Annotated in this window: 23 protein-coding genes and 2 tRNA genes; 7 read left to right on the plus strand and 18 right to left on the minus strand. The window is 65.0% G+C overall.

Features of this window, described 5'->3' with window-relative positions:
* Positions 1-64: 64 nt before the first annotated feature.
* Complete coding sequence (locus LL06_RS05980) at positions 65-400, minus strand: hypothetical protein (protein WP_035523644.1); 336 nt, start codon at positions 398-400, stop codon at positions 65-67.
* Positions 401-505: 105 nt separating this feature from the next.
* On the opposite strand from LL06_RS05980, the gene LL06_RS05985 reads away from it, so the two are divergent.
* Positions 506-1,246 (plus strand): hypothetical protein, encoded by a 741-nt coding sequence (locus tag LL06_RS05985; RefSeq protein WP_035523647.1) that lies wholly within the window; start codon positions 506-508, stop codon positions 1,244-1,246.
* Here the strand turns inward: LL06_RS05985 and LL06_RS05990 are convergent.
* Together LL06_RS05990 and cysE are read right to left on the minus strand one after the other, a co-directional pair.
* Positions 1,239-1,445: a DUF3126 family protein gene (locus tag LL06_RS05990; RefSeq protein ID WP_035523650.1), complete on the minus strand. Its 207-nt coding sequence runs from the start codon at positions 1,443-1,445 to the stop codon at positions 1,239-1,241. The two genes, LL06_RS05985 and LL06_RS05990, sit on opposite strands and share 8 nt — an antisense overlap.
* 118 nt (positions 1,446-1,563) lie before the next feature.
* The gene (gene cysE, locus LL06_RS05995) at positions 1,564-2,388 is read right to left on the minus strand and encodes a serine O-acetyltransferase (RefSeq protein WP_035523652.1); all 825 of its coding nucleotides are present in this window, start codon (positions 2,386-2,388) and stop codon (positions 1,564-1,566) included.
* A 73-nt stretch (positions 2,389-2,461) separates the two neighbouring features.
* Between cysE and LL06_RS06000 the strand changes: the two genes are divergently transcribed.
* Complete coding sequence (locus LL06_RS06000; protein ID WP_035523654.1) at positions 2,462-3,268, plus strand: enoyl-CoA hydratase-related protein; 807 nt, start codon at positions 2,462-2,464, stop codon at positions 3,266-3,268.
* On the opposite strand, the gene LL06_RS06005 is transcribed toward LL06_RS06000, so the two are convergent.
* On the minus strand, positions 3,255-4,163 hold the full coding sequence (locus LL06_RS06005) for an alpha/beta hydrolase (protein ID WP_035523657.1): 909 nt from the start codon (positions 4,161-4,163) through the stop codon (positions 3,255-3,257). The genes LL06_RS06000 and LL06_RS06005 overlap by 14 nt on opposite strands.
* Complete coding sequence (locus LL06_RS06010; protein WP_035523660.1) at positions 4,160-4,954, minus strand: alpha/beta hydrolase; 795 nt, start codon at positions 4,952-4,954, stop codon at positions 4,160-4,162. Before LL06_RS06010 ends, LL06_RS06005 begins: the two co-directional genes overlap by 4 nt.
* A gap of 177 nt (positions 4,955-5,131) precedes the next feature.
* Here LL06_RS06010 and LL06_RS06015 point away from each other — a divergent pair, with 177 nt between their 5' ends.
* Positions 5,132-5,377, plus strand: a complete 246-nt coding sequence (locus tag LL06_RS06015; RefSeq protein ID WP_035523663.1) for a zinc-finger domain-containing protein — start codon at positions 5,132-5,134, stop codon at positions 5,375-5,377.
* Positions 5,378-5,409: 32 nt separating this feature from the next.
* On the plus strand, positions 5,410-6,582 hold the full coding sequence (locus LL06_RS06020; protein ID WP_035523665.1) for an FAD-dependent monooxygenase: 1,173 nt from the start codon (positions 5,410-5,412) through the stop codon (positions 6,580-6,582).
* Here LL06_RS06020 and LL06_RS06025 read toward each other — a convergent pair.
* From LL06_RS06025 to LL06_RS06045, 5 genes are all read right to left on the minus strand, one after another.
* The gene (locus tag LL06_RS06025; RefSeq protein ID WP_052161251.1) at positions 6,579-7,277 is read right to left on the minus strand and encodes a TIGR02117 family protein; all 699 of its coding nucleotides are present in this window, start codon (positions 7,275-7,277) and stop codon (positions 6,579-6,581) included. The genes LL06_RS06020 and LL06_RS06025 overlap by 4 nt on opposite strands.
* Before the next feature lie 46 nt (positions 7,278-7,323).
* Positions 7,324-8,121, minus strand: coding sequence for an amino acid ABC transporter ATP-binding protein (locus LL06_RS06030; protein WP_052161252.1), 798 nt, complete (start codon positions 8,119-8,121; stop codon positions 7,324-7,326).
* 15 nt (positions 8,122-8,136) lie between these two features.
* On the minus strand, positions 8,137-9,270 hold the full coding sequence (locus LL06_RS06035) for an amino acid ABC transporter permease (protein WP_035523669.1): 1,134 nt from the start codon (positions 9,268-9,270) through the stop codon (positions 8,137-8,139).
* Positions 9,271-9,273: 3 nt separating this feature from the next.
* Entirely contained in the window at positions 9,274-10,479 is a 1,206-nt protein-coding gene (locus LL06_RS06040) for an amino acid ABC transporter permease (RefSeq protein WP_035523671.1), read from the minus strand.
* 141 nt (positions 10,480-10,620) lie between these two features.
* Entirely contained in the window at positions 10,621-11,643 is a 1,023-nt protein-coding gene (locus LL06_RS06045) for an amino acid ABC transporter substrate-binding protein (RefSeq protein ID WP_035523674.1), read from the minus strand.
* A 338-nt stretch (positions 11,644-11,981) separates the two neighbouring features.
* Here LL06_RS06045 and LL06_RS06050 point away from each other — a divergent pair, with 338 nt between their 5' ends.
* Positions 11,982-13,169 (plus strand): cystathionine beta-lyase, encoded by a 1,188-nt coding sequence (locus tag LL06_RS06050; RefSeq protein ID WP_035523676.1) that lies wholly within the window; start codon positions 11,982-11,984, stop codon positions 13,167-13,169.
* Positions 13,170-13,193: 24 nt separating this feature from the next.
* On the opposite strand, the gene LL06_RS06055 is transcribed toward LL06_RS06050, so the two are convergent.
* The 5 genes from LL06_RS06055 to LL06_RS06075 all read right to left on the minus strand — a co-directional run bounded on the left by LL06_RS06055 (position 13,194) and on the right by LL06_RS06075 (position 17,444).
* Positions 13,194-15,425, minus strand: a complete 2,232-nt coding sequence (locus LL06_RS06055; protein WP_035523679.1) for a PAS domain S-box protein — start codon at positions 15,423-15,425, stop codon at positions 13,194-13,196.
* A 37-nt stretch (positions 15,426-15,462) separates the two neighbouring features.
* Positions 15,463-15,894: a response regulator gene (locus LL06_RS06060; RefSeq protein WP_035523683.1), complete on the minus strand. Its 432-nt coding sequence runs from the start codon at positions 15,892-15,894 to the stop codon at positions 15,463-15,465.
* 11 nt (positions 15,895-15,905) lie between these two features.
* Positions 15,906-16,589 carry a helix-turn-helix transcriptional regulator gene (locus LL06_RS06065; protein WP_161784939.1) on the minus strand — a complete coding sequence of 228 codons (684 nt, stop codon included), beginning with the start codon at positions 16,587-16,589 and terminating at the stop codon, positions 15,906-15,908.
* A 426-nt stretch (positions 16,590-17,015) separates the two neighbouring features.
* Positions 17,016-17,092: transfer RNA gene (locus LL06_RS06070), tRNA-Arg, on the minus strand.
* A 46-nt stretch (positions 17,093-17,138) separates the two neighbouring features.
* On the minus strand, positions 17,139-17,444 hold the full coding sequence (locus LL06_RS06075) for an ETC complex I subunit (RefSeq protein WP_035523690.1): 306 nt from the start codon (positions 17,442-17,444) through the stop codon (positions 17,139-17,141).
* Positions 17,445-17,877: 433 nt separating this feature from the next.
* Between LL06_RS06075 and LL06_RS06080 the strand changes: the two genes are divergently transcribed.
* A complete protein-coding gene (locus tag LL06_RS06080) occupies positions 17,878-19,020 on the plus strand; it encodes an amidohydrolase (RefSeq protein ID WP_035523692.1) in 1,143 nt (380 codons plus the stop codon).
* Between the two features lie 38 nt (positions 19,021-19,058).
* Here LL06_RS06080 and LL06_RS06085 read toward each other — a convergent pair.
* The 3 genes from LL06_RS06085 to LL06_RS06095 form a co-directional block, all read right to left on the minus strand.
* Positions 19,059-19,135: transfer RNA gene (locus LL06_RS06085), tRNA-Pro, on the minus strand.
* Between the two features lie 183 nt (positions 19,136-19,318).
* Complete coding sequence (locus tag LL06_RS06090) at positions 19,319-19,792, minus strand: DUF192 domain-containing protein (RefSeq protein WP_035523695.1); 474 nt, start codon at positions 19,790-19,792, stop codon at positions 19,319-19,321.
* Positions 19,793-19,797: 5 nt separating this feature from the next.
* Positions 19,798-20,373: a cold-shock protein gene (locus LL06_RS06095; RefSeq protein WP_035523697.1), complete on the minus strand. Its 576-nt coding sequence runs from the start codon at positions 20,371-20,373 to the stop codon at positions 19,798-19,800.
* Positions 20,374-20,660: 287 nt separating this feature from the next.
* On the opposite strand from LL06_RS06095, the gene LL06_RS06100 reads away from it, so the two are divergent.
* Positions 20,661-21,101 carry a VOC family protein gene (locus tag LL06_RS06100; RefSeq protein WP_035523699.1) on the plus strand — a complete coding sequence of 147 codons (441 nt, stop codon included), beginning with the start codon at positions 20,661-20,663 and terminating at the stop codon, positions 21,099-21,101.
* Positions 21,102-21,106 lie beyond the last annotated feature (5 nt).

A 21,106-nucleotide genomic window follows, 5' to 3' on the forward strand; every position in this document is an offset into this window, starting at 1 on the left:
GCGCGGCGGGCAAATCAAGCGGCGCCGGCCGCGGCAGGCCCGGCAGGTGGGCGGCCGTGTCGGGTCAGGCGAGAAAGAAGCCGCTCGCGAACGCCACCTGCAGCACCACCACGCCCGAGCACAACGACCAGCCGGCGGCCACGAGCACCAGCACCGCGTAGAGCGCCAGCGACACCCGGCCATGGCGCCAGTTCTCGAAGCCGTTGACCAGCAGCAGGCGCGGACCGACCATCGCCGCCAGAAGCAGCTCCGCCCCCAGTCTGACGGGACCACGCGCGTCCGGACGCGGCGCCGGCTCACGCCATCCGGTGAGCCGGACGACCTCGAGAACGACCCAGGACGTGGCGAAACCGGTGGCCATGGCAAAAATCGCGGTGAGGATGTCGAGCATGTAAATCATTGGTTAACCATGCCGGGTTCAAGGTTGATGTCCGTTCCCCCGTCAAGCAAGCGCCGTGCCGCGGCTTGATGGCCCATTCTGGCACAGAGATCCGACTGGTTGGCCATGCCTGACACTCCCTCCGCCCCGCGGCTTGACCATGTCCCGCTGCTGTCGCCCAGGTTCGTCTGGAAGATCACCGCGGTGGTGGCGGTCCTGTGCGTGGTCACCCTCGCGATCGCCATGACCGGCAGGATGATCGGCAAGAACATCTCCCGCGCCGGCAACACGTCTGAGACGACGCTGCATGAAATCGTCATCGGCAATGATGTGCTGCGCCTGCCGGCGAACGTGATCCGCTTTGAAAGCCAGCGGGTCTCCGGCGTCCAGAACGCCGTCGACACCTATTTCTCCTGGCCGGGCATGAACGGCTACAGCGAGACCAGCCGCGATATCTTCAACCAGACCGGATCGGCCGACGGGCTGATCTTCGCCCGCATCGCCCAGGCGACGATGTCGCGCGACATGTCGGGCCGTTTCACGCCGATCTACAAGAGGCTGACGGACGGGGCGCCGGTGGCGGGCCCGAGCGGGCTTGACTCTTTCCGGCTCCGCTCCGGCGCCGGCTACGCCAACGAACTGATGTATGTCGAACGCAGCGGGAGCACCGAGCCCTACGCCATAAGGTGCCTGGTCGAGGATGAAGCCCAGGAACCAGAGTTCAACACGCGGACCGGCTGCCAGCGCGACATCTCGATCGGCCAGGACCTGTCGGTCACCTACCGGTTCTCCATCGATCTTCTGCCGCACTGGCGCGAGATCGAGCGCGATGTCCGCAGCCGGATCGAGCAGGCGCTGGTCAGGTGAGGTCGACGTCCAGGATGGCCATCGAGAAATTGTAGGACAGGTCGCCGTCCTCGTCGTCGCGGAACACGATGCCGAGGAACTCGTCGCCGAGATAGACTTCCGCCGAATCATCCTTGCGTGGACGCGCCTTGACGACAATGCTCTGGTTGAAAATGCGCTTGAAATAGGCGTCCAGCTTCTTGATTTCGTCGGGCTTCACGGTGCTCTCCTGGGCAATTGGTATCGGCGCGCTTTTGGCACGGACGGCAGGCTAAATCAAACCCGAGTTCGTGTTTTTGCCGGATTGCGCCTCGTGCGCCCGGGCAGGTGGGCCGGCTTCAGATGCCGGAAGCCAGCATCTGGTCCATTGCGCGCGAAGGCTCCTCGCATCCCGCGGTTCCAACGACGCGCGCCGGAACGCCCGCCACGGTGGAGTTCGGCGGAACCGGCTTGAGGACCACGGATCCGGCCGCGATCCGGCTGCAATGGCCGATCTCGATGTTGCCGAGCACCTTGGCGCCGGCGCCGATGAGAACGCCGTCGCGGATCTTGGGATGCCGGTCGCCGCTTTCCTTGCCGGTGCCGCCGAGCGTGACGCCCTGCAGGATGGAGACATTGTCGCCGATGGTGGCGGTCGCGCCGACCACGAGGCCGGTGGCGTGATCGAGGAAGATGCCCTTGCCGATCCTGGCTGCCGGATTGATGTCGGTCTGGAAAATCTCCGAGGACCGGCTCTGCAGATAGAGCGCCAGGTCGACGCGCCCGCGGTTCCACAGCCAGTGGGCCAGCCGGTGAGTCTGGATCGCGTGGAAGCCCTTGAAGTAGAGCACCGGCTGGATGAAGCGCGAGCAGGCCGGATCCCGGTCATACACCGCCTGGATGTCGACGCGCAGCACCGAGCCCCATTCCGGCCAGTCGGCCAGCATTTCGAGGAACGTCTGCCGGAGCAGATTGGCCTGCAGGTCGGGATGGTCGAGACGCTCGCAGACGCGGTGAATCACCGCCTCCTCGAGCGACGGCTGGTTGAGAATGGTCGAATACAGGAACGCCGCCAGAAGCGGATCCTGTGCCACCGAGCGCTCGGCTTCCATGCGGATCGAGTCCCAGATCGGGTCGATCGCCTTGAGGGATTCTCCCACGCGCACGCCTGAATTCGCTGCCATTGCCGCCTCCGGGCTGGTTTGCAATCCCCCCGAAGATAAGACACAAAGCAAAAAAAACAAATGGCGGGATGAAATGGACGAAAAAAATACCTTTGCCGACGGCGCCATCCTGGCCGCCGTCGCGGACACCGGGATCGGCCGGCTGACCCTCAACCGCGCCGAAAAGCGCAATGCACTCAATGATTCGATGTGGCGCGCCCTGCCCACGGCGCTGGCCTGGCTGGTGGAGCCCGGCGCTGCCCGCGTGGTCGTCATCGAGGGCGCGGGCGGCCGCGATTTCTCGGCCGGCGCCGATATCGGCGAGTTCGGGACGCTGCGCAAGGACGCAGGCACCGCGCGCGACTATGAGAGCGCCAATTCGGCGGCGTTCGCTGCGATCCGCACCTCGCCGGTCCCCGTCATCGCGGCGATCCGCGGCATCTGCTTCGGCGGCGGCTTCGGCATCGCCGCGGCGGCCGACCTGAGGCTCGCCGACGAGACCGCCCGCTTCGCCATTCCCGCGGCCCGTCTCGGCCTCGCCTATCCGCCCGATGCGGTGCAGGATCTGGTGCGCGCGCTCGGCGACCAGCGCGCGCGCCACGCGCTGTTTTCCGCGCAGGAAATACCGGCCCGGACGGCGTTCGACTGCGGCTGCCTTTTCTCGCTCTGTCCGGCAGACGAACTCGAAGCGGCGGTCACCGCCCTCGCCCTGGCCATCGCCAGCGCCGCGCCGTTGTCGGTCCGCGCCTCAAAGGCCGCGATCGCAGCGCACGCGACGCCCTCACAGGGGAGCCAGCAGCAGGCGGCAAGGCTCGCCGCCGCCACCTTCGACAGCGCCGATTACGCCGAGGGCCGCCGCGCCTTCATGGAAAAGAGGAAAGCCGCCTTCACCGGGCGGTGAGCGCCGCGGTCCGGCCTTCGAGCGTGTCGAGGAAGCCCAGCACCGCGTCGTTGAAGGCGTCGTTGCGGTCGCCCGCGACCATGTGGCCGGCGCCCGACACATCCACGAACGCGGCATGCGGAACCATCTCGCGAAAGGCCTCGACCGCCTCTTCCGTCACCAGTTCGGATTGTTGCCCGCGCACCAGCAGCACCGGACATTGAAGGCTCCGCGCCGCCGCGATCATATCCTGCTGGATGGCCTCGCCGCCGGTGTTGATGGTGCGCGGCCCGTCGATGAAGGCCGGGTCCCAGTGCCAGCGGTAGCGGCCGTCGGCGCCCTTGCGCAGGTTCTTGGCCAGGCCCTCGAGCGAGCGCCGGGGCGGCCGGTTGGGCAGATAGGCGGCGATGGCCGCGGCCGCCTCTTCCAAGGTCGCGAAGCCCTCGCGCATCCGCGCCGCCATGAAGCCCTGGACCTTGCTCACCCCGTCGGCATCCATGTGCGGCGTGATGTCGACCAGCACCAGCCCGGCGATGAGCCCCGCCCCGCCGCGATGGCTGGCGAGCAGGCCCGAAATGCCGCCCAGCGACGCCCCCACCAGCACCGGCGCCGCGCCGCAAAGGGCCGCGATGTCGCGGCAGACCGCGACGGTGTCGTCGGCGTAATCCTCGGTGGCATAGGCCAGGTCCCCGACCCATTCGCTGCCGCCGTGGCCGCGCTGGTCGATGGTGAAGGCCGTGTGCCCCGAATCGGCGATGCGCCGCGCCGCGCCACCCCAGGCGTGGCGTGTCTGCCCGCCGCCATGCAGCAGCAGCACCGGATTGCCATGCTCGACGCCGCGGGGCTCGTGCAGGTCGCCGGCGAGCCGGTTGCCGGAATGTCCGTGGAATTCCACGGCCCTCTTGAGGTTCTTCATGCCGGCCGTCCCGCTTCGATCTCGTCATAGAAGGCGAGCACCGCGGCCTTGAACACCTTGTCGCCGACGGCAAGCATGTGGTCGCGCCGGGGTATGTCGACGAATCTCCCGTCAGGCAACAACCGTGCGAGTTCCTCGGCCGACCCGGCGATGTCGTCCCTGGTGCCGACGCCGATCAGCACAGGCATGGTCAGGCGCGCCAGATCCTCGCGGCTGACAAGCGTCCGCGAGGTGCTGATGCAGGCGGCGAGCGCCAGCCGGTCGCTCTTCGTCTGCTCGGCGAAGGCGCGGAACATTCGGCCCCGTTCGTCGCTGACATCGTCGAGCGAGGGCGCGCGCAGGGCCGCGGCGATCGGATCCCAGTCGCCGACCCCGTCGACCATGCCCATGCCGAGACCGCCGAACACCAGCGACCGGACAAGCTCGGGCCGGGCGAGCGCCAGGAACGCCGAGATCCGCGCGCCCATGGAATAGCCCATCACATGGGCCGAACCGATTCGGAGCTCGTCCAGCAGCCCGGCAGCATCCGCCGCCATGGTCTCGGGGTGGTAGGCTTCGGGATCATGCGGCTTGGACGATTCGCCGTGGCCGCGATTGTCAAGCGCGATCACCCGGTAGCCCGCCTGCTCCAGCGTCTTGAACCAGCCCGGGAACACCCAGTTGACATGTGCGGTGGAGGCAAAGCCGTGGATCAGCAGCACCGGCGCGCCCTCGGGGTCTCCCGCCTCATACCAGGCGATATCCATGTCGCCGGACGTGAAACGTCCGGCCTGCAAACGATCGAGATTCATCTGATGTCCCTTTCACACCCTACCTAACCCAATCGGCGGCCGTTGCAAATGTCGCGCCGCGGCATCCGTGATCGGGCGCGGCTCCCGCCCGGGGAAAACAGCCGATTCCGCGCTACACATTTGCCGGTGGTGCGTATATGGTCTCGCCACATCGAGATCGACGCGACGGAGACAGGCATGGCCGACCATAAAATCCCGCATTTCCAGAATGATGCGGGCCATTCCGCCATCGAGATTGGCGTCAGGGAATTCATGTGCGTGGGCGCCAATCCGCCCTACGACCATCCGCACATTTTCCTTGATATGGGGTCGGACGTGGAAAAAGTCTGCCCCTACTGCTCGACGCTGTACAAGTTCAATGCCGCCCTGGCCGACGACCAAACGGTGCCGGCCGGCTGCGCGTGGAAGTACAAGGCGGCCTGACCGGAATTATCGGGACGGACCCGGAGGGCACAATGCCTGCCCACACCATCACCATTGTCGGGGCGGGAATCGCCGGGCTCACCACCGCCCTCACCTTCGCGGGCAAGGGCTATGAGGTCGACATCGTCGAACAGGCGGAGACGCTGAGCGAGCTCGGCGCCGGCCTGCAGATTTCCCCCAATGCCAGCCGGATCCTGATCGACCTTGGCCTCGGCGACGCGCTGGCCGGGGCGATGATCCGCCCCGAGGAGATCTCGCTGGTGTCGGGCCTGTCGCTGCGCAAGATCGCCCATGTGCCTTGCGGCGCCTTCGCCGCGCAACGATGGGGCGCGCCCTACGGCGTGATGCACCGCGCCGACCTGCAGGCGATGCTGCTGCGGGCGGTCGAGGCCGAACCCCGCTGCAGATTGCATCTTGGCCAGCGCATCGAGGACGGCGAGATCGCCTCAATGCACGCCCGCTTCGGCCAGCCGGCGCTGACAGTCGGTGCCGACGGCGTCTGGTCGCAGACCCGCCGCCTGGTTCCCGGCGCCTTGGTGCCGAATTTTTCCGGCCTGGTGGCCTGGCGCTTCATGATGCCGGACGACAGCGGCCGCGCGGTGCTGGACAAGCGCAACGTGACGGCCTTTCTCGGTCCCAACGCGCATCTGGTGGCCTATCCGGTGGATGGCGGCCGGGCGATCAACATGATCGCCATCACCCGGGGCATGGATCCGGGACGGACCTGGGCGCAGCGCGAGGATCCGTCCGATCGCAGGGTCCTGCTGGACGCCTTCGCGGGCTGGCATCCCGATCTGCTGTCGCTGTTCCGCCAGGCGCCGCAAATGACCTGGTGGCCGCTGTTCGGCGTGCCCGACGGCCGATGGAGCAACGATGCCGGCACGATCCTGATCGGCGACGCGGCCCATGCCATGACCCCCTTCGCGGCCCAGGGCGCGGCGATGGCGATCGAGGACGGCTACGAGCTGGCGCAGGCCTTTTCGGCCGCGCCCGCCAGCGCCAGGGGCCGGGCCTTGGCGGACTACGAGACCCACCGCCGGGCCCGCATCGGCCGGGCCCGGAAGCGCGCCGCCTTCAACAAGTTCGCCTATCATGCCCGCGGCCCGGTGCGGCTCGGGCGCGACCTGGTGCTGGCCGTCAAGAGCCCGCAGAGCCTGGCGCGCGACCTCGACTGGCTCTACGGCTACCGCGCCGCGGGCCTTTAGTCCCGAACACCGTCCCCGTTGTGCAGCCTCAGGCTGGCCGTAAGCAGGCCGGGCAACGGCGTCCACCAGCCGGTCGTGAGCCCCGCCTGCCGGAGCACCGCCGCAGTCCAGACATTGCAGCCGGCCAGCGCATTGAAGGAGCCTTCCGCCTCGTAGAACAGGTCGTATTCGCCATAGGACGAGTCCGGCACGACGATGCGACGCCCGCCGCCGTCGAGGCTGAAGCTCGCAAGCACCGCCCGCACCAGGGCCTCGAAGGACGCCTCGTCGAGTTCGAGTTCGGTGACCGAGGGGTGAGCCGGATCGATGTCGCCGCCAAGACCGATATGCATGACCGAGCGGTCGAGCGTCAGCGCCTTGAACAACGGGCCCGGCTTGAGTTCGGACCAGGTCGGCGTTTCGATGTAGAAGGCGCGGCTGCCCCATCCGGCGAGAACATAGGCGACGCCGGGCTGGCCCGGATCGAGACCGTCTCCGGCCATGAAGCCGAATCGCTCGACGATGTCCGGGCTGGCCGGCAGCGCCAGATCGGTATGGATTGCCGACGACAGGACCAAGACCGTGCGGGTGGCCGGCTGGCTTGGCTCGCCGGCGGCCTGCGCACCGGCGCCGGACGGCAGAAGCGGCCGCGGCAGCAAGGTGCCGAGGCCGAGCGCGACCGCTGTAATCAGCACCGCACCGAACAGATACCGCACTGCCCGGAACCGCGGGGGCGCGGCTCCCGAAGCCACGGGAGCCGGCCTAGTGAAGGATCTGGCTCAGGAACAGCTTGGTGCGCTCGTGCTGCGGGTTGTCGAAGAACTCGCCCGGCTCGTTCTGCTCGACGATCTGGCCCTGGTCCATGAAGATCACCCGGTTGGCCACCTGCCGCGCGAAGCCCATCTCGTGGGTCACGCAGAGCATGGTCATGCCTTCCTCGGCGAGGCCGACCATGGTGTCGAGCACTTCCTTGATCATTTCTGGGTCGAGCGCCGAGGTCGGCTCATCGAACAGCATGATGCGCGGGTTCATGCACAGCGACCGGGCGATCGCCACGCGCTGCTGCTGGCCGCCCGAGAGCTGGCCCGGATATTTGTTGGCCTGCTCGGGGATCTTCACCCGCTCGAGATAGTGCATGGCCACTTCCTCGGCCTTCTTCTTGGGCATCTTGCGCACCCAGATCGGCGCCAGCGTGCAGTTCTCGAGGATGGTCAGGTGCGGGAACAGGTTGAAGTGCTGGAACACCATGCCGACTTCGCGGCGCACTTCGTCGATCTTCTTGAGGTCGTTGGTGAGCTCGATCCCGTCGACGATGATCTTGCCCTTCTGGTGTTCCTCCAGCCGGTTGATGCAGCGGATCATGGTCGACTTGCCGGAGCCCGATGGGCCGGCGATGACGATCCGCTCGCCGCGCATCACCTTCAGGTTGATGTCGCGCAGCACGTGGAACTCACCGTACCACTTGTTCATGCCGATGAGTTCGATGGCCACATCGGTTTCCGAGATCGTCATTTTCGACGGGCCGGCGCCTGCCTGTGTAGCTGTGTTGCTGTCAGCCATGGTTGTAGTCCCCTGTTATCGTTTGTGCCCGGTGTCCAGACGCCGCTCCATATAGGCGGAGTAGCGCGACATGCCGAAGCAGAAGATGAAAAAGACGAATGCGGCGAAGACGAAGCCCGTCGCCGGCGTCTGGGGCGAAATCCAGTTCGGATCGGTCATGTTCTGCTGGACGATGCCGAGCAGATCGAACAGGCCGATGATCAGAACCAGACTGGTGTCCTTGAACAGCCCGATGAAGGTGTTGACGATGCCCGGGATGACCATCTTCAGCGCCTGCGGCATGATCACCAGCCGTGTGCCCTGCCAGAAGGTCAGCGCCATGGCGTTGGCCGCCTCGTACTGGCCCTTCGGGATCGCCTGCAGGCCGCCGCGGATCACCTCGGCCATGTAGGCCGACGAGAACAGCGCCACGCCGATCAGCGCGCGCAGCAATTTGTCGAACGACACCCCGTCGGGCAGGAACAGCGGCAGCATCACCGAGGACATGAACAGAACCGTGATCAGCGGCACGCCGCGCCAGAACTCGATGAAGATGACGCAGAACATCTTGACGATCGGCATGTCCGACCGGCGTCCGAGCGCCAGCAGGATGCCGAGCGGGAAGGACACGACGATGCCGACGATGGCGACGACCAGCGTCACCAGCAGGCCGCCCCAGAGCGGCGTTTCCACCGGCTGGAGCCCGAACTGGCCGGTGAGCAGGATGAAAGCCAGCACCGGGAAGACGATCAGCAGGTAGAGGGCGTTCTCCCGCTTGTAGGGAACCGACGGAATGGCGATCGGCACCAGGCCCGCGATCAGCAGCAGGCCCGACAGGTTGACCCGCCACCGCTCTTCCAGCGGATAGCGGCCATACATGAACTGGCCGAACTTCGCCTCGACAAAGGCCCAGCAGGCGCCCGCGCCCGGGACGATGCAGTCTTCCCGGCTTTCGCCATCCCAGACCGCGCTGATGAACGCCCAGTCGACGACCGGCGGGATGATCCAGATGAGGAACAGGAAGGTCAGGATCGTCAGCACCGTGTCGCGCGGGGTGGCGAACAGGTTCTCCTTGAGCCACCCGCCGACCCCGCCCACCGCCATCGGCGGCGGCGTCTTCGGGCTTTCCTGGGTGCGCACATAAGCGATTGATTTTGTGTTGTGATCCATGGCTCAGCGCTCCACCAGTGCGACACTGGAGTTAAACCAGTTCATGAAGGCCGAGGTCAACAGGGACAGGGTCAGGTAGACCAGCATGGTGATCGAGATGACCTCGACCGCCTGTCCGGTCTGGTTGAGCACCGTCCCGGTCACCGACACGAGGTCCGGATAGCCGATGGCCACCGCCAGCGAGGAGTTCTTGGTGAGGTTGAGGAACTGGCTGGTCAAGGGCGGGATGATCACCCGCATGGCCTGCGGCACGATCACCAGCCGGCTCGTCAGGTTGGGCCTCAGGCCCAGCGCATAGGCGGCTTCGGTCTGGCCATGCGACACCGCGAGAATGCCGGCGCGCACGATCTCGGCGATGAAGGAGGCCGTGTAGAGCGACAGGCCGAGCAGCAGCGCCATGAATTCGGGCTGGATCACCCAGCCGTCGACCATGTTGAATCCCTGCAGGGTGGCGTATTCCAGCGACACCGGCATGCCGGTCACAAAGAACACCAAGAGCGGCAATACGATCAGCAGGCCGAGCCCGGTGAGGAAGACCGGAAACTGCTGCCCTGTCGCCATCTGCCGCTTCCTGGCCCAGCGGCCAAGCACGAACCAGAAGATCAGCACGGCGATCAGCGTGAACAGGATGAAGGAGGACCCCGCCTCGGGCACGATGCGCGGGAGATAGAGCCCGCGATTGTTGAGGCTGAAGGCGACATTGGCGCCGGGCTCGAGCCCCATCGCCCTGGGCGAAGGCAGGATCGACAGGACCGCCTTGTACCAGAACAGTAGCTGCAGCAGCAGCGGAATGTTGCGCAGCGTTTCCACATAGACGGTGGCGAATTTCTGCACCAGGTAGTTCTTCGACAGCCTGGCCAGGCCGACGATGAAGCCGATTACGGTGGCGAAGAAGATGCCGATGGCAGCCACGACCAGGGTGTTGCCGAGGCCGACGAAAAAGGCCCGAAGATAGGTGCTGTCATTGGTGTAGGGGATGAAGGACTGGCCGATGTCGAAGCCGGCGCGTTCACCGAAAAAGTCAAACCCGGAGGCGATGCCCGCCCGCGCCAGGTTGTTCACGGCATTGGAAACCCCGATATAGACCATGGCCATGACGGCGATGATCAGCAATGCCTGGAAAACAAGGCCGCGCGCCTTGGGATCATTCATAAAAGATACGCGGCCGGAATCATCAGCGCCCGCTGAGACGCCTTCTTGATGAGCCATGTCTGTCCCCAACTCTATACGTCCGGTTCTTGTGGCCGGATCGTTAGTTAACCTGACGCAACTGCGCCCGGTTTCTGGCCTCTCCAGGGAAAGGCCGGAGAAAGCGGGCTTCCGAGGAAGCCCGCCAGTTTTTCGGCTCTGTTAGCGGATCGGCGGTGCGTACTGCAGGCCGCCCTTCGACCAGAGCGCGTTCACGCCACGGCCGATTGCCAGCGGAGTGGAAGCGCCGACATTGCGCTCGAACACTTCGCCGTAGTTGCCGACCTGCTTGATGACGTTGTAGGCCCAGTCGTTTCCGAGCCCGATCGGCTCGCCGAAGGCGCCTTCCTTGCCGAGCAGACGCATCACGTTGGGATCGGTCGAGTTCATCATCTCGTCGACATTGGCCGAGGTGATGCCCATTTCTTCCGCGTTCAGCATGGCGTAGTGGACCCACTTGACGACGGCGAACCACTGATCGTCACCCTGACGTACGGCAGGTCCAAGCGGCTCCTTGGAAATGACTTCCGGCAGAACCATGTGCTCGTCCGGCGCGGTCAGGCCGAGGCGGATCGAATACAGGCCCGACTGGTCGGTGGTGTAGACGTCGCAACGGTTGGCGTCGTAGGCGGCGTTCACTTCCTCGAGCTTTTCGAACACGACCGGATTGTAGGTCATGTCGTTGGCCTTGAAGTAGTCGGTGAGGTTGAGCTCGGTGGTGGTGCCGGTCTGCACGCAGACCGATGCGCCCGAAAGCTGCAGCGCGGAGTTCACGCCGAGCGACTTGCGCACCATGAAGCCCTGACCGTCGTAGTAGTTGACGCCGGCAAAGTTGAGGCCGAGCTGCGTGTCGCGGCTCATGGTCCAGGTGGTGTTGCGCGACAGGATGTCGATCTCACCCGACTGAAGCGCGGTGAAGCGTTCCTTGGCCGACAGCGGGCTGAATTTCACAGCCTTCGCGTCGCCGAACACTGCAGCGGCGATGCCGCGGCACAAATCCACATCCAGCCCTGACCAGTCGCCCGCATCGTTGGGAGCGGAAAAGCCGGCGAGGCCGGTGGAAACGCCGCACTGGACGAATCCCTTTGCCTTGACATCATCCAGCGTCGCGGCGGAAGCCGCGCTGGCTCCCATGCCTGCAACGGCGGCGACGCCAACGACAGCCGACAGAATCTTATTTTTCATTTGATACAACCTTTTTTTCTGTTGCCCTGTTTGAGGTGCGACAAAAGCGGCAGGGGCGATGTGCTCGCTCCTCTGCCGATGCCTTTTGCACCACGATATACCATGCCGAAATCAACCGAGGGTCAAGCCTTCAATGTCCTAAAATCGACAACTTGGCGAAAATGGAAGCATTCGCCAAGCAATTGCCGGCATGGCCAGGGTAGATCCGCCCTCCCCGCACCCGGCATCGCCCTGCCGCCGAGGTCGCGAAGCAGGCTGCGCCCGGCCTTTCTTGTGATTGCCGGCAACTCGCGTTAAGCCTGCGGTGACAGCAATCCCGCCAACAGACCGGACATCAGATGAGCAAGACCGACAGACCCTCTTCCCACGGAGTGAACACCCGCCTGGCCCATTCCGGCCATGACCCCAAGAGCTTCTTCGGCTTCGTCAACCCGCCCGTGGTCCATGCCTCGACCGTGCTCTTCCCCGATGCGGCGACGATGGTCTCGCGCGACCAGAAATACACCTACGGCACCCACGGCACGCCGACCACCGACGCGCTCAACACGGCGATCGACGAACTGGAGGGATCCGAGGGCACGGTCGCGGTTCCCTCTGGCCTGGCGGCGGTGACGCTGCCCTTCATGGCGGCGCTGAGCGCCGGCGACCATCTGCTGGTGGTCGATTCCGTCTATTCGCCGACGCGCAATTTCTGCGCCGGCATGCTCGCACGCTTCGGCATCGAGACCACCTATTACGATCCCGCGATCGGCGCCGGCATCGACAGCCTGATGCGCCCCAACACCAAGCTGGTGCACACCGAGGCGCCGGGATCGAACACCTTCGAGATGCAGGACATCCCGGCCATCGCCGAGGTCGCCCACGCCCACGGCGCGCTGGTGTCGATCGACAACACCTGGGCGACGCCCCTGTATTTCAAGCCGCTCGATCACGGCGTCGACATTTCCATCCATGCCGCCACCAAATATCCCGCCGGCCATTCCGATATCCTGATCGGCACGGTGTCGGCCAACAAGACCGCCTGGCCCGCGATCAAGCGGACATTCTCGATGCTCGGCATCTGCGCCGGTCCCGACGACGCCTACATGACCCTGCGCGGCCTGCGCACCATGGGGATCAGGCTGGCGCGCCACCAGGAAAGCGCGCTCACGATCGCCCGGGCGCTCGAGACCATGCCCGGCGTTGCCCGCGTGCTGCATCCGGCGCTCGAGAGCTTCCCCGGTCACGCCCTGTGGAAGCGCGACTTCTGCGGCTCGAGCGGCATCTTCTCGATCGTTCTCGACGTGGCCGACCCGGCGCGGCAGCAGAGAAAGGCGCATGCCTTCCTCGACGCGCTCGAGATCTTCGGCCTGGGCTATTCCTGGGGCGGCTACGAAAGCCTGGCGGTCCACGCCAATCTCAGCGACCGGACCATCGCCCTGCCGCCCAAGGAAGGGCCGGTGATCCGGCTGCAGATCGGGCTCGAGGATGTCGAGGACCTGATGGTCGACATCGAGCGCGGTCTCGCCGCCGCCCGCTCCGCCTGAGGCGGGAGCCGCCGGCGCGTCACATCACGGGGCGACCCGCGGCAGCGTGATGACAAACCGCGCGCCGGACCGGTACGACGAATCCAGCACGATCGTGCCGCCATGGCTTTCCGCGATCCTCCGGCACAGGGCCAGCCCCAGCCCGGAGCCGGAATAGAGCCGCTCGTCGCGATGCAACCGCTTGAACACGCCGAAGATGCTGTCGGCATGCTGCGGAGCGATTCCGATGCCGTTGTCGGCGACGGTGATGCTGACGGCGGTGTCGCCGACCTCGACATCCACCCGCACCTCCACCGGCCTGTCGGCCATCCGGTATTTGATCGAATTGGCGAATAGGTTCTGCAGAAGCTGGATCATCAGGTTGAGATCGGCATGCAGTTCGGCGTCCGTCTCGGCGATCAGGCGCGCCCTTGCCTCGCTGGCATGGACGGCAAGATTGCTCCAGGCCTCGGCCACGGCTTCCGAAAACCGGAAAGTGCTGGGCCGGATCGATTGATAGGCGAGCTGGGAATATTCCAGCAGGCTCGAAATCATCTGCTCCATGGCCTTGGCGCGATCGGAGATATGCGCGGAGAACACCCCGAGCTCGTCGGTCTTTCCGCTGCTGACGTCTTCGGCGATCAGGTCGGCGAACAGCCGCACCTGCCGGAGCGGCGCCTTGAGGTCATGCGAGATCATGCCGGCGAACTGTTCGAGCGCGTCATTGCGCGCCGCCAGCTCCCGTGTCTGATGCGCGATCTGCTCCCGCGCCTGGTGGCTTTCGGTGATCTCCCGGCCGACGGATACGAGCTCGATCGGCTTGCCGTCCTCGTACACCATCAGATTGGTCCACAGATACCAGCACTGCCTCCCGGCGGCATCCACCATCGGCCGCTCGAGCGTCTTCATCGGCGCCTCCGGGGTGAGGCTCGAGATCTTCGCCAGCACCTCCTGGCGGGCGTCGGGCGCCACGAACTCCATGAATTTCCGGCCCACCATCTCCTCGGGCCGGCGGCCGGAAAAACGGGCATAGTTCTCGTTGACATAGGTCAGCGTCGTGTCGGGCTTGGCGCGGCTGATGATGTCGGGAAGACTGCGAACCAGGGATTCGAATTCCGTCCGCTTGCGCTCGAGTTCCGCCTCGGTATCGATGCGAAGCGTGATGTCCTCGCCGAAGGACAGGATCATCGGATCGGCCGTGCCGCCCATCAGCTCCATCCGGATCCTGCACACGTAGATCGATCCGTCCTTGCGCCTGTGCCGCGTGTCGATGTTGAGCGCCCTGATCTTCCCCGTCAGCAGCGGCTGCATCTTCTCGGTCAGTTCGGCGGGCGAATAGTCGGCATTGAGCTGCCGCACGTCCATGGCCCGCAGTTCCTCCAGGCTGTACTGGAGATTGTCGCAGGCCGCCTTGTTGGCATAAACGATCCTGCGTTCTTTGGGGTTGACGAGGTAGATCTCCTGCCCCACGCCCTCGAGAATGAAGCCCAGCCGTTCGGCCTCGGATCTCGCGCGAACCAGGGGGGTGACATCGGCGCGCAGGGCGACCCGGTAATTGTCGGCGGTCACCCGGTCCTCGATCTGCACCCACTGATCCGCGCCGACCCGCTGCACATAGGGCTCGATCGGATTGTTGTGGAGATCAAGGCGCTGACGGATCCAGTCCTCGCGCTGCTGGGGCGTCTCGCCGGCATCGGGATAGCGGCCGGATTCGACGGCTTCCCGGAGGATCGCCTCGAAGGTCCTGCCGATCGCGATGCTGGGCTTGAAGGCCTCGTGCATGTTGCGGTAGGCGCTGTTGCAGATCAGCAGCCGGTCGGCCTGGTCATAGATCGCGAAGCCGTGCGAAATCGATTCGAGAGCCGACGGGAAGAGCTGGTCGATATCCGCCGGATCGGTCTCGCGGGCGGGCGTCTCGGAGACAGGGCGCACCATCGACACCAGTCCCGCGCCCGCGCCGTCCTGAGGCGAAACCGGGAGCTGCCTCAGCTCGGCAGCGAGAACCGACCCGTCCTTGCGTTGCAGCCTTACATTTCGGCAGATCCATCCTTCATTCGCGTCCCAGGCCGACGCTGCCCGCTCCGGGTAGAAGCCCCCCTCGCCCGGCACTTCCAGCCGGGTCGGGTCCATGCCAAGAAGCTCCGCTTCGGCGTATCCGAGAACCTCGATCGCGGCCTGATTGACGGCGGTGATGCGGCCACGCCTGTCCGTTGCCAGAACCGGGTCCGGGAACGTCTCGTAGAGCGCCTTTATCAGCTTGCCGGCCGAAGACTGCATGTCAGGTCAAGACCCAGGTGGGCAACTCAGGGTCGCCTCATGAGAAATCTTCCGCGCAGTTGTCAGAGAGCTGGTTGCGCGTGTATTCCGCAATGATGAAGGAGATCGTGGTTCGATCGATCTCGCTTTTGCCGATCCGGAAGTCGACCCCGAATTCCGGGAACTCCTGGAAATAGCTGCCGCTGATGTCCGACGAGATGATCCCGATCGGCCCGATGAAGCCGGCTTCCCGCAATTGGGGCGCGGTCTCGCGGAAATCATTGTTCGGCACCAGCCGGTTGTCGAGAAACACGATGTCGATGCCGCCGGCCTTGACGCTTTCGACGGCCGAGGCGATGTCGGCCACGTAGTCGAGTTCAAGCGGCGGCCCGTCGACCTTGTCCAGTGTCCGGCGCAGCAGCAGGTGCTCGGCCGGGTCGTCGTCAACCAGCAGGATTTTCATCGGTTGCTGAGGCTGATCAGAATTCATTGCCATTTCCCCTAAGCTATCAAGCCGCTGCGCAACGCCGAAGCCACCATCTGGGCCCGGTTGACGACATGCAGCTTTCGCAGAACCGCGGCGATGTAGGAATTTACGGTGTGTTCGGACAGGCCGAGAATGATCGCGATTTCGGCCGATGTCTTGCCTTCCGATGTCCAGCGGACAATCTGGATCTCGCGGTCATTGAGCCCGGTGATCGAGTCCAGTGACAGTATAACCTCATAATAGCGCTGGAAAATCAGCGCCGCATCAAGCGCGATCAGGGCCAGCTCGCCGCGGTCGGGCTCGCCGGCGTCACCGAACATGACCAGGCAGTAGCGCCTCGCCGCAACGGTATGCAGCGGAACGGCGATGGCGGACCGGGCGTTGCCGGCCCCGACAAGGTCGGAAGGCTGGGCCAGCAGGTCCATGAAGAACGGCGCGGTCGCGAGCTTGGAGCGCAGCACCACAGGATCGGCGGCGCCCACCGACTTCCCGTTTGTCTTGCCGAGCGACGAATCGGGCAGATTGTGCAATGCGTGCGGGCTGAGAAGATTTACGCCTTCGTCGTCGCCGGAAACCTCCGATAGAACGAAGTATAGAAAGTTCTGATTTATGACCAGCGCCTTGAACAACCGGAAAAAGTCCATCCGATTGACGGCGCGATCCAGTTCCGGGCCAAGGTGATAAGCTGCATCCGGCATCAACATAGCGCCTCTCTCGAATCAGAAACTCTCATAATCAAGCAACATCGCATATACTCCCTGTTCTGCAAAACGATGCCCCTCCCTCCGCGCCGCGCACGGACACGCGACGGTCGACTCAACAGGAAATTTCAGGATGCTCCCACTGGGGTCGTGAAAGGGCGGTGATCTGCCTCCTGCCCGATCCCGCGCGCCGCCCGCCTGCACCCATAGGCGGCAGGCCCCTACCAAGCCGCCACCACTTCAGGCTGAAGGAAGCAACACGGTTTTACAAGGAAAAGCAACAGCAAAGCAGCGCGACATGTCCCGTATCGGCACAATAATCCGCTTTTGCAGGCAGGTATCGAAAGGGTTGAGCAGCAACATGTCGACCGGTCTTCCCGAAAGCGGAAGAGAACCGGTCCCCGGCATGGGCTTTTGGGAAAATGGCGACCCCTGCAGGATTCGAACCTGCGACCGTCGGCTTAGAAGGCCGGTGCTCTATCCAGCTGAGCTAAGGGGCCGATCGCGTGCCGCACGGGCGGGCCCGGTCAGCCTTGTCGGATACTGTCAATGGGTCCAAGGCTGGCGGCGGTCATAGCGGAAATTGTCGGCATAGGCGACGCGCCGGCGCTTGCTTTCCTTGGGCTCGATGACGCGGAACGCCAGCCCGTTGCGCACGGCATAGGCCACGGCCGCGTCGCGGGTCTCGAACCTGAGATGGATCTGGCTGTTCATGTCGGCCGACGACGTGTAGCCCATCATCGGATCGATGGCGCGGGGCTTTTCCGGCTCGAACTCAAGCACCCAGTCCTGGCACTTGGCCTTTCCGGACTGCATGGCTGTCTTTGCGGGACGGTAGATTCTCGCGGTCATGTCCCAAGTCCCCTTCATGGCGGCGCCCGCCCGAAAAGGCGGATCACGGCGCCTTGCTGTCTCGTGTCCGCATCCGCGGACACTCCCATCACGACCGGCGCGGACGCATGTCCTGCTCCGGCCACCATGGCTCCAAACCACCTGCGCCGCGTTCAAATCCCGCTGATTTCCGCGTGGATTGTTCTGCGACGCCCCCCGCTCAATGCCCGGATGCACAGCCAAAGTCAAGCCGGTTTGTCGCGCCGGACCGCGGCCTTGACGACCCCTCCGGGATGGGCAACCGACGGGTTTTGCGCCCTTTCGCGAAGGGCCTCGTCCGATCCCGCCGGGGTTGTGACCGGCGCCGCCGAAGTGCTAGGTGGCGGACAGATCAACACACCGGCACCGCGCGGGGCCAGCCGCGCACGATGCCGTTCGGGCGACGGGGCGATGCGTGACGCGTGAACTTGAAACGATCATCGGGCTGCGGCACTGGCTGCACGCCCATCCGGAACTCTCCCGGCAGGAGACCAACACCGCGCAGCATCTGCGCCGGTTCCTGCAGGACCATGCGCGACCCGATGCGATTCTGGACCTCGACGGCGCGGGGTTTGCCGCGATCTATGACGGCGCCGCCCCCGGCCGCACCGTGCTGCTCCGCTGCGAACTCGACGCCCTGCCGATCCACGAGGTCAATGCCGACATCGGCTACCGCTCCGTCTATGACGGCGTCGGCCACAAATGCGGCCATGACGGGCATATGGCGATCCTGGCCGGCGTGGCGCTGAGCCTCGTCGACCGGCCCGCCCGCGGCCGCGTCGTGCTCCTGTTCCAGCCCGACGAGGAAACCGGGTCGGGCGCGCGCCAGTGCCGCGCCCATGACAATTTCGCCCGGATCGAGCCCGACTACGTCTTCGCCCTGCACAACCTGCCGGGCTATCCCGGAGGCCAGGTGATCTGCCGCGCCGGCGCCTTTTCCTCGCAGGTCAAATACGCCGCCGTCCATTTCGCCGGCAGGGAAGCCCACAGCGCGCAGCCCGAAACCGGCGCCAGCCCGTCCTTCGCCCTGGCGCGGCTGATGCTGAAGGCGCCCGACATCCAGGCGAAATACGACCGGCCCGACAACTACGCCCTCGCGGTTCCCGTCTTCACCCGGATGGGCGTGCCGGCCTCGGGAATCTGCCCGGCCAAGGGCGAGGCCCATTTCACGCTGCGCGCGCCCGACCGCGCCACGGTCGAGGCGATGTGGAGCGATCTCGCCACGGAAGCGCGTGCGCTTGCGGCGGACCACGGGCTCGCGGTGGAGTTCGAGACCAGGGAGGAATTCGCGGCCACCGCCAATGGGCAGGTGTCGCACGACATGATCAGGGAGGCCGCCGCCCGGCTCGGCCTCGGCTTCACCGCCCTTGACCGCCCGTTCCGGTGGGGCGAGGATTTCGGCGAGCTCACGGGGCAGTATGAAGGCGCCATGTTCGGCCTGGGCGCGGGGCTCGACCGGCCCGATCTGCACAACCCGGATTATGACTTTCCCGACGAGATCCTGGAACCCGGCATCGCCATGTTCTCCGAACTGATCGCGATTGCGCTGTCGCGATAGAGCTCTTCTGCAAACAGCAAGATTTTCAAGGGATTGAATGGTCGGAGCGGAGAGATTCGAACTCCCGACCCTCTGGTCCCAAACCAGATGCGCTACCAGGCTGCGCTACGCTCCGATGCTCGTGCATTTCGCGCTCAAGAAGTTCATTTGAGCGATACCGTACATGCACAAATTCAAAGTCTTACAGCGACCTCTGTGCATCCGGAGGGATGCGCGGCGCTGCAAGGCGTGCTCCGGATACACCGGAACGCCATGCCCCGCAACTCCAAATCGCCCGATACTCGGGCTCGCCGGCAAATCAGCGGGCGATGGTCCCGTGGCGGGCGATGTCGCCGACCGCGATGCCGTCCCGCTTGGCGGTGCCTGCGTTCAGTTCGAGCACGTAGCGCACCGGTCCGGGCGAGGCGACGATCGCCTCCGAGAAAGGCGTCGTGCCTTCCGCGATCCCGACGATGGTCCCGTCGTCGTCGATGAACAGCATGTCCAGCGACAGGGGCGTGTTCTTCATCCACATCAGCACCTGGCGGGTCTGGTCGAACCGGAACAGCATGCCGTGGTCGGCATCCATGCTCTGCCTGTGCATCAGCCCGCTGGCGCGGGTCTGAGGCGTCACCGCGAGTTCGACGCTGAAGGACACTTCGCCGCTCCGCGTCGTGATCACCAGCGGCTCTGCATCCGTCGGCAGCACCGTCGGCGCGCCGGAGGCCAGCGCGCTCGCCACCGACATCCAGACGGTCAGCAGCAGGGAGAGGAGATGCGGAAGGAAGCGCATCCGAATCAGTGGGAATTCTGGATCGGGGACGCCATGTCGGGATGGATCTCGGCGGCCATCAGGCCCTTGTCGCCATCCCCGTAGCGCACCAGCACGACCTGGCCGGGGCGCAGTTCCGCCAACCCGTAGCGCCTGAGCGTCTCCATGTGGATGAAGATGTCCTCGGTCCCCTCGCCCCGGGTCAGGAAGCCGAATCCCTTGGTGCGGTTGAACCATTTGACGATGGCGCGTTCAAGCCCGCTCGACGGCTTGACCTGGACATGGGTGCGCACCGGCGGCAGTTGCGACGGGTGGACGGCGGTGGAGGTGTCCATCGAGATGATGCGGAAGGTCTGGTAGCCGCGTTCGCGCTTCTGGATCTCGCAGACGATGCGGGTTCCCTCAAGCACGGTCTGGTAGCCGTCCCGGCGCAGGCAGGTCACATGCAACAGCACATCTTCCATGCCGTTGTCGGGGACAATGAAGCCGAAGCCCTTGGCCACGTCGAACCACTTGATAACGCCGGTGATCTCAATCAGGTCCACCGCGTCAGCATGGGCTTCCGCTACCGCCTCGTTCTTGTCAGAGGACCTTTCCCCCATCCGGATAACTCTCCGATACGCGCCACATGGAATTAAGTGATTCTCGATTAAAACATTAACATTGTATTGCGCGCACAGTGCAAGCCCCGACGCAAAACTTGTTGAACCATCCACGGCTATTGCTTGCGACGCCGGCGGGTTCCACTTTAACACAACATGAGCATGCCCCCAACACGGGCCGCGGCCTGGCGGCGGCCGCAAAAAACCGGACCGATCCATCGTCCCGCCATTGCCTCGCCGCCGAATCCGCCTATCGTTCTGCCGAACCAGCAACATGAGGGAAAAAGATGCGTTATTTGCACACGATGGTCCGGGTCACAGATGTCGAGGCGTCGCTCGATTTCTATTGCAACAAGCTCGGACTTGAGGAGATCCGCCGCCACGAAAGCGAGGCGGGCCGCTTCACGCTGATCTTTCTCGCCGCCCCCGACGACAAGGAGCGCGCGCTGGCCGACAAGGCGCCAATGGTGGAGCTGACCTACAACTGGGATCCGGAGGAGTACACCGGCGGCCGCAATTTCGGCCACCTCGCCTATGCCGTCGACAATATCTACGAGCTCTGCCAGCACATGATCGACAACGGCGTGACCATCAACCGGCCGCCGCGCGACGGGCACATGGCCTTCGTGCGCTCGCCGGACGGGATCTCCATCGAGCTTCTGCAAAAGGGCGATCCGCTCGAACCGGCGGAGCCCTGGGCGTCGATGAAGAACACCGGCGCCTGGTAAGCCAA

The sequence above is a fragment of the Hoeflea sp. BAL378 genome (assembly GCF_000759435.1).
Lineage (GTDB): Bacteria > Pseudomonadota > Alphaproteobacteria > Rhizobiales > Rhizobiaceae > Hoeflea.

Bases quoted from the DNA above. Each gene is read 5' to 3' on its own strand.
- LL06_RS06090 (WP_035523695.1), bottom strand. From the start codon at position 19,792: ATGCGCTTCCTTCCGCATCTCCTCTCCCTGCTGCTGACCGTCTGGATG.
- LL06_RS06035 (WP_035523669.1), bottom strand. From the start codon at position 9,270: ATGGATCACAACACAAAATCAATCGCTTATGTGCGCACCCAGGAAAGC.
- LL06_RS06045 (WP_035523674.1), bottom strand. From the start codon at position 11,643: ATGAAAAATAAGATTCTGTCGGCTGTCGTTGGCGTCGCCGCCGTTGCA.
- cysE (WP_035523652.1), bottom strand. From the start codon at position 2,388: ATGGCAGCGAATTCAGGCGTGCGCGTGGGAGAATCCCTCAAGGCGATC.
- LL06_RS05985 (WP_035523647.1), top strand. From the start codon at position 506: ATGCCTGACACTCCCTCCGCCCCGCGGCTTGACCATGTCCCGCTGCTG.
- LL06_RS06020 (WP_035523665.1), top strand. From the start codon at position 5,410: ATGCCTGCCCACACCATCACCATTGTCGGGGCGGGAATCGCCGGGCTC.
- LL06_RS05980 (WP_035523644.1), bottom strand. From the start codon at position 400: ATGATTTACATGCTCGACATCCTCACCGCGATTTTTGCCATGGCCACC.
- LL06_RS06065 (WP_161784939.1), bottom strand. From the start codon at position 16,589: ATGCCGGATGCAGCTTATCACCTTGGCCCGGAACTGGATCGCGCCGTC.
- LL06_RS06060 (WP_035523683.1), bottom strand. From the start codon at position 15,894: ATGAATTCTGATCAGCCTCAGCAACCGATGAAAATCCTGCTGGTTGAC.
- LL06_RS06015 (WP_035523663.1), top strand. From the start codon at position 5,132: ATGGCCGACCATAAAATCCCGCATTTCCAGAATGATGCGGGCCATTCC.
- LL06_RS06050 (WP_035523676.1), top strand. From the start codon at position 11,982: ATGAGCAAGACCGACAGACCCTCTTCCCACGGAGTGAACACCCGCCTG.
- LL06_RS06040 (WP_035523671.1), bottom strand. From the start codon at position 10,479: ATGGCTCATCAAGAAGGCGTCTCAGCGGGCGCTGATGATTCCGGCCGC.
- LL06_RS06075 (WP_035523690.1), bottom strand. From the start codon at position 17,444: ATGACCGCGAGAATCTACCGTCCCGCAAAGACAGCCATGCAGTCCGGA.
- LL06_RS06010 (WP_035523660.1), bottom strand. From the start codon at position 4,954: ATGAATCTCGATCGTTTGCAGGCCGGACGTTTCACGTCCGGCGACATG.
- LL06_RS06005 (WP_035523657.1), bottom strand. From the start codon at position 4,163: ATGAAGAACCTCAAGAGGGCCGTGGAATTCCACGGACATTCCGGCAAC.
- LL06_RS06095 (WP_035523697.1), bottom strand. From the start codon at position 20,373: ATGGGGGAAAGGTCCTCTGACAAGAACGAGGCGGTAGCGGAAGCCCAT.
- LL06_RS06100 (WP_035523699.1), top strand. From the start codon at position 20,661: ATGCGTTATTTGCACACGATGGTCCGGGTCACAGATGTCGAGGCGTCG.
- LL06_RS06030 (WP_052161252.1), bottom strand. From the start codon at position 8,121: ATGGCTGACAGCAACACAGCTACACAGGCAGGCGCCGGCCCGTCGAAA.
- LL06_RS06055 (WP_035523679.1), bottom strand. From the start codon at position 15,425: ATGCAGTCTTCGGCCGGCAAGCTGATAAAGGCGCTCTACGAGACGTTC.
- LL06_RS06000 (WP_035523654.1), top strand. From the start codon at position 2,462: ATGGACGAAAAAAATACCTTTGCCGACGGCGCCATCCTGGCCGCCGTC.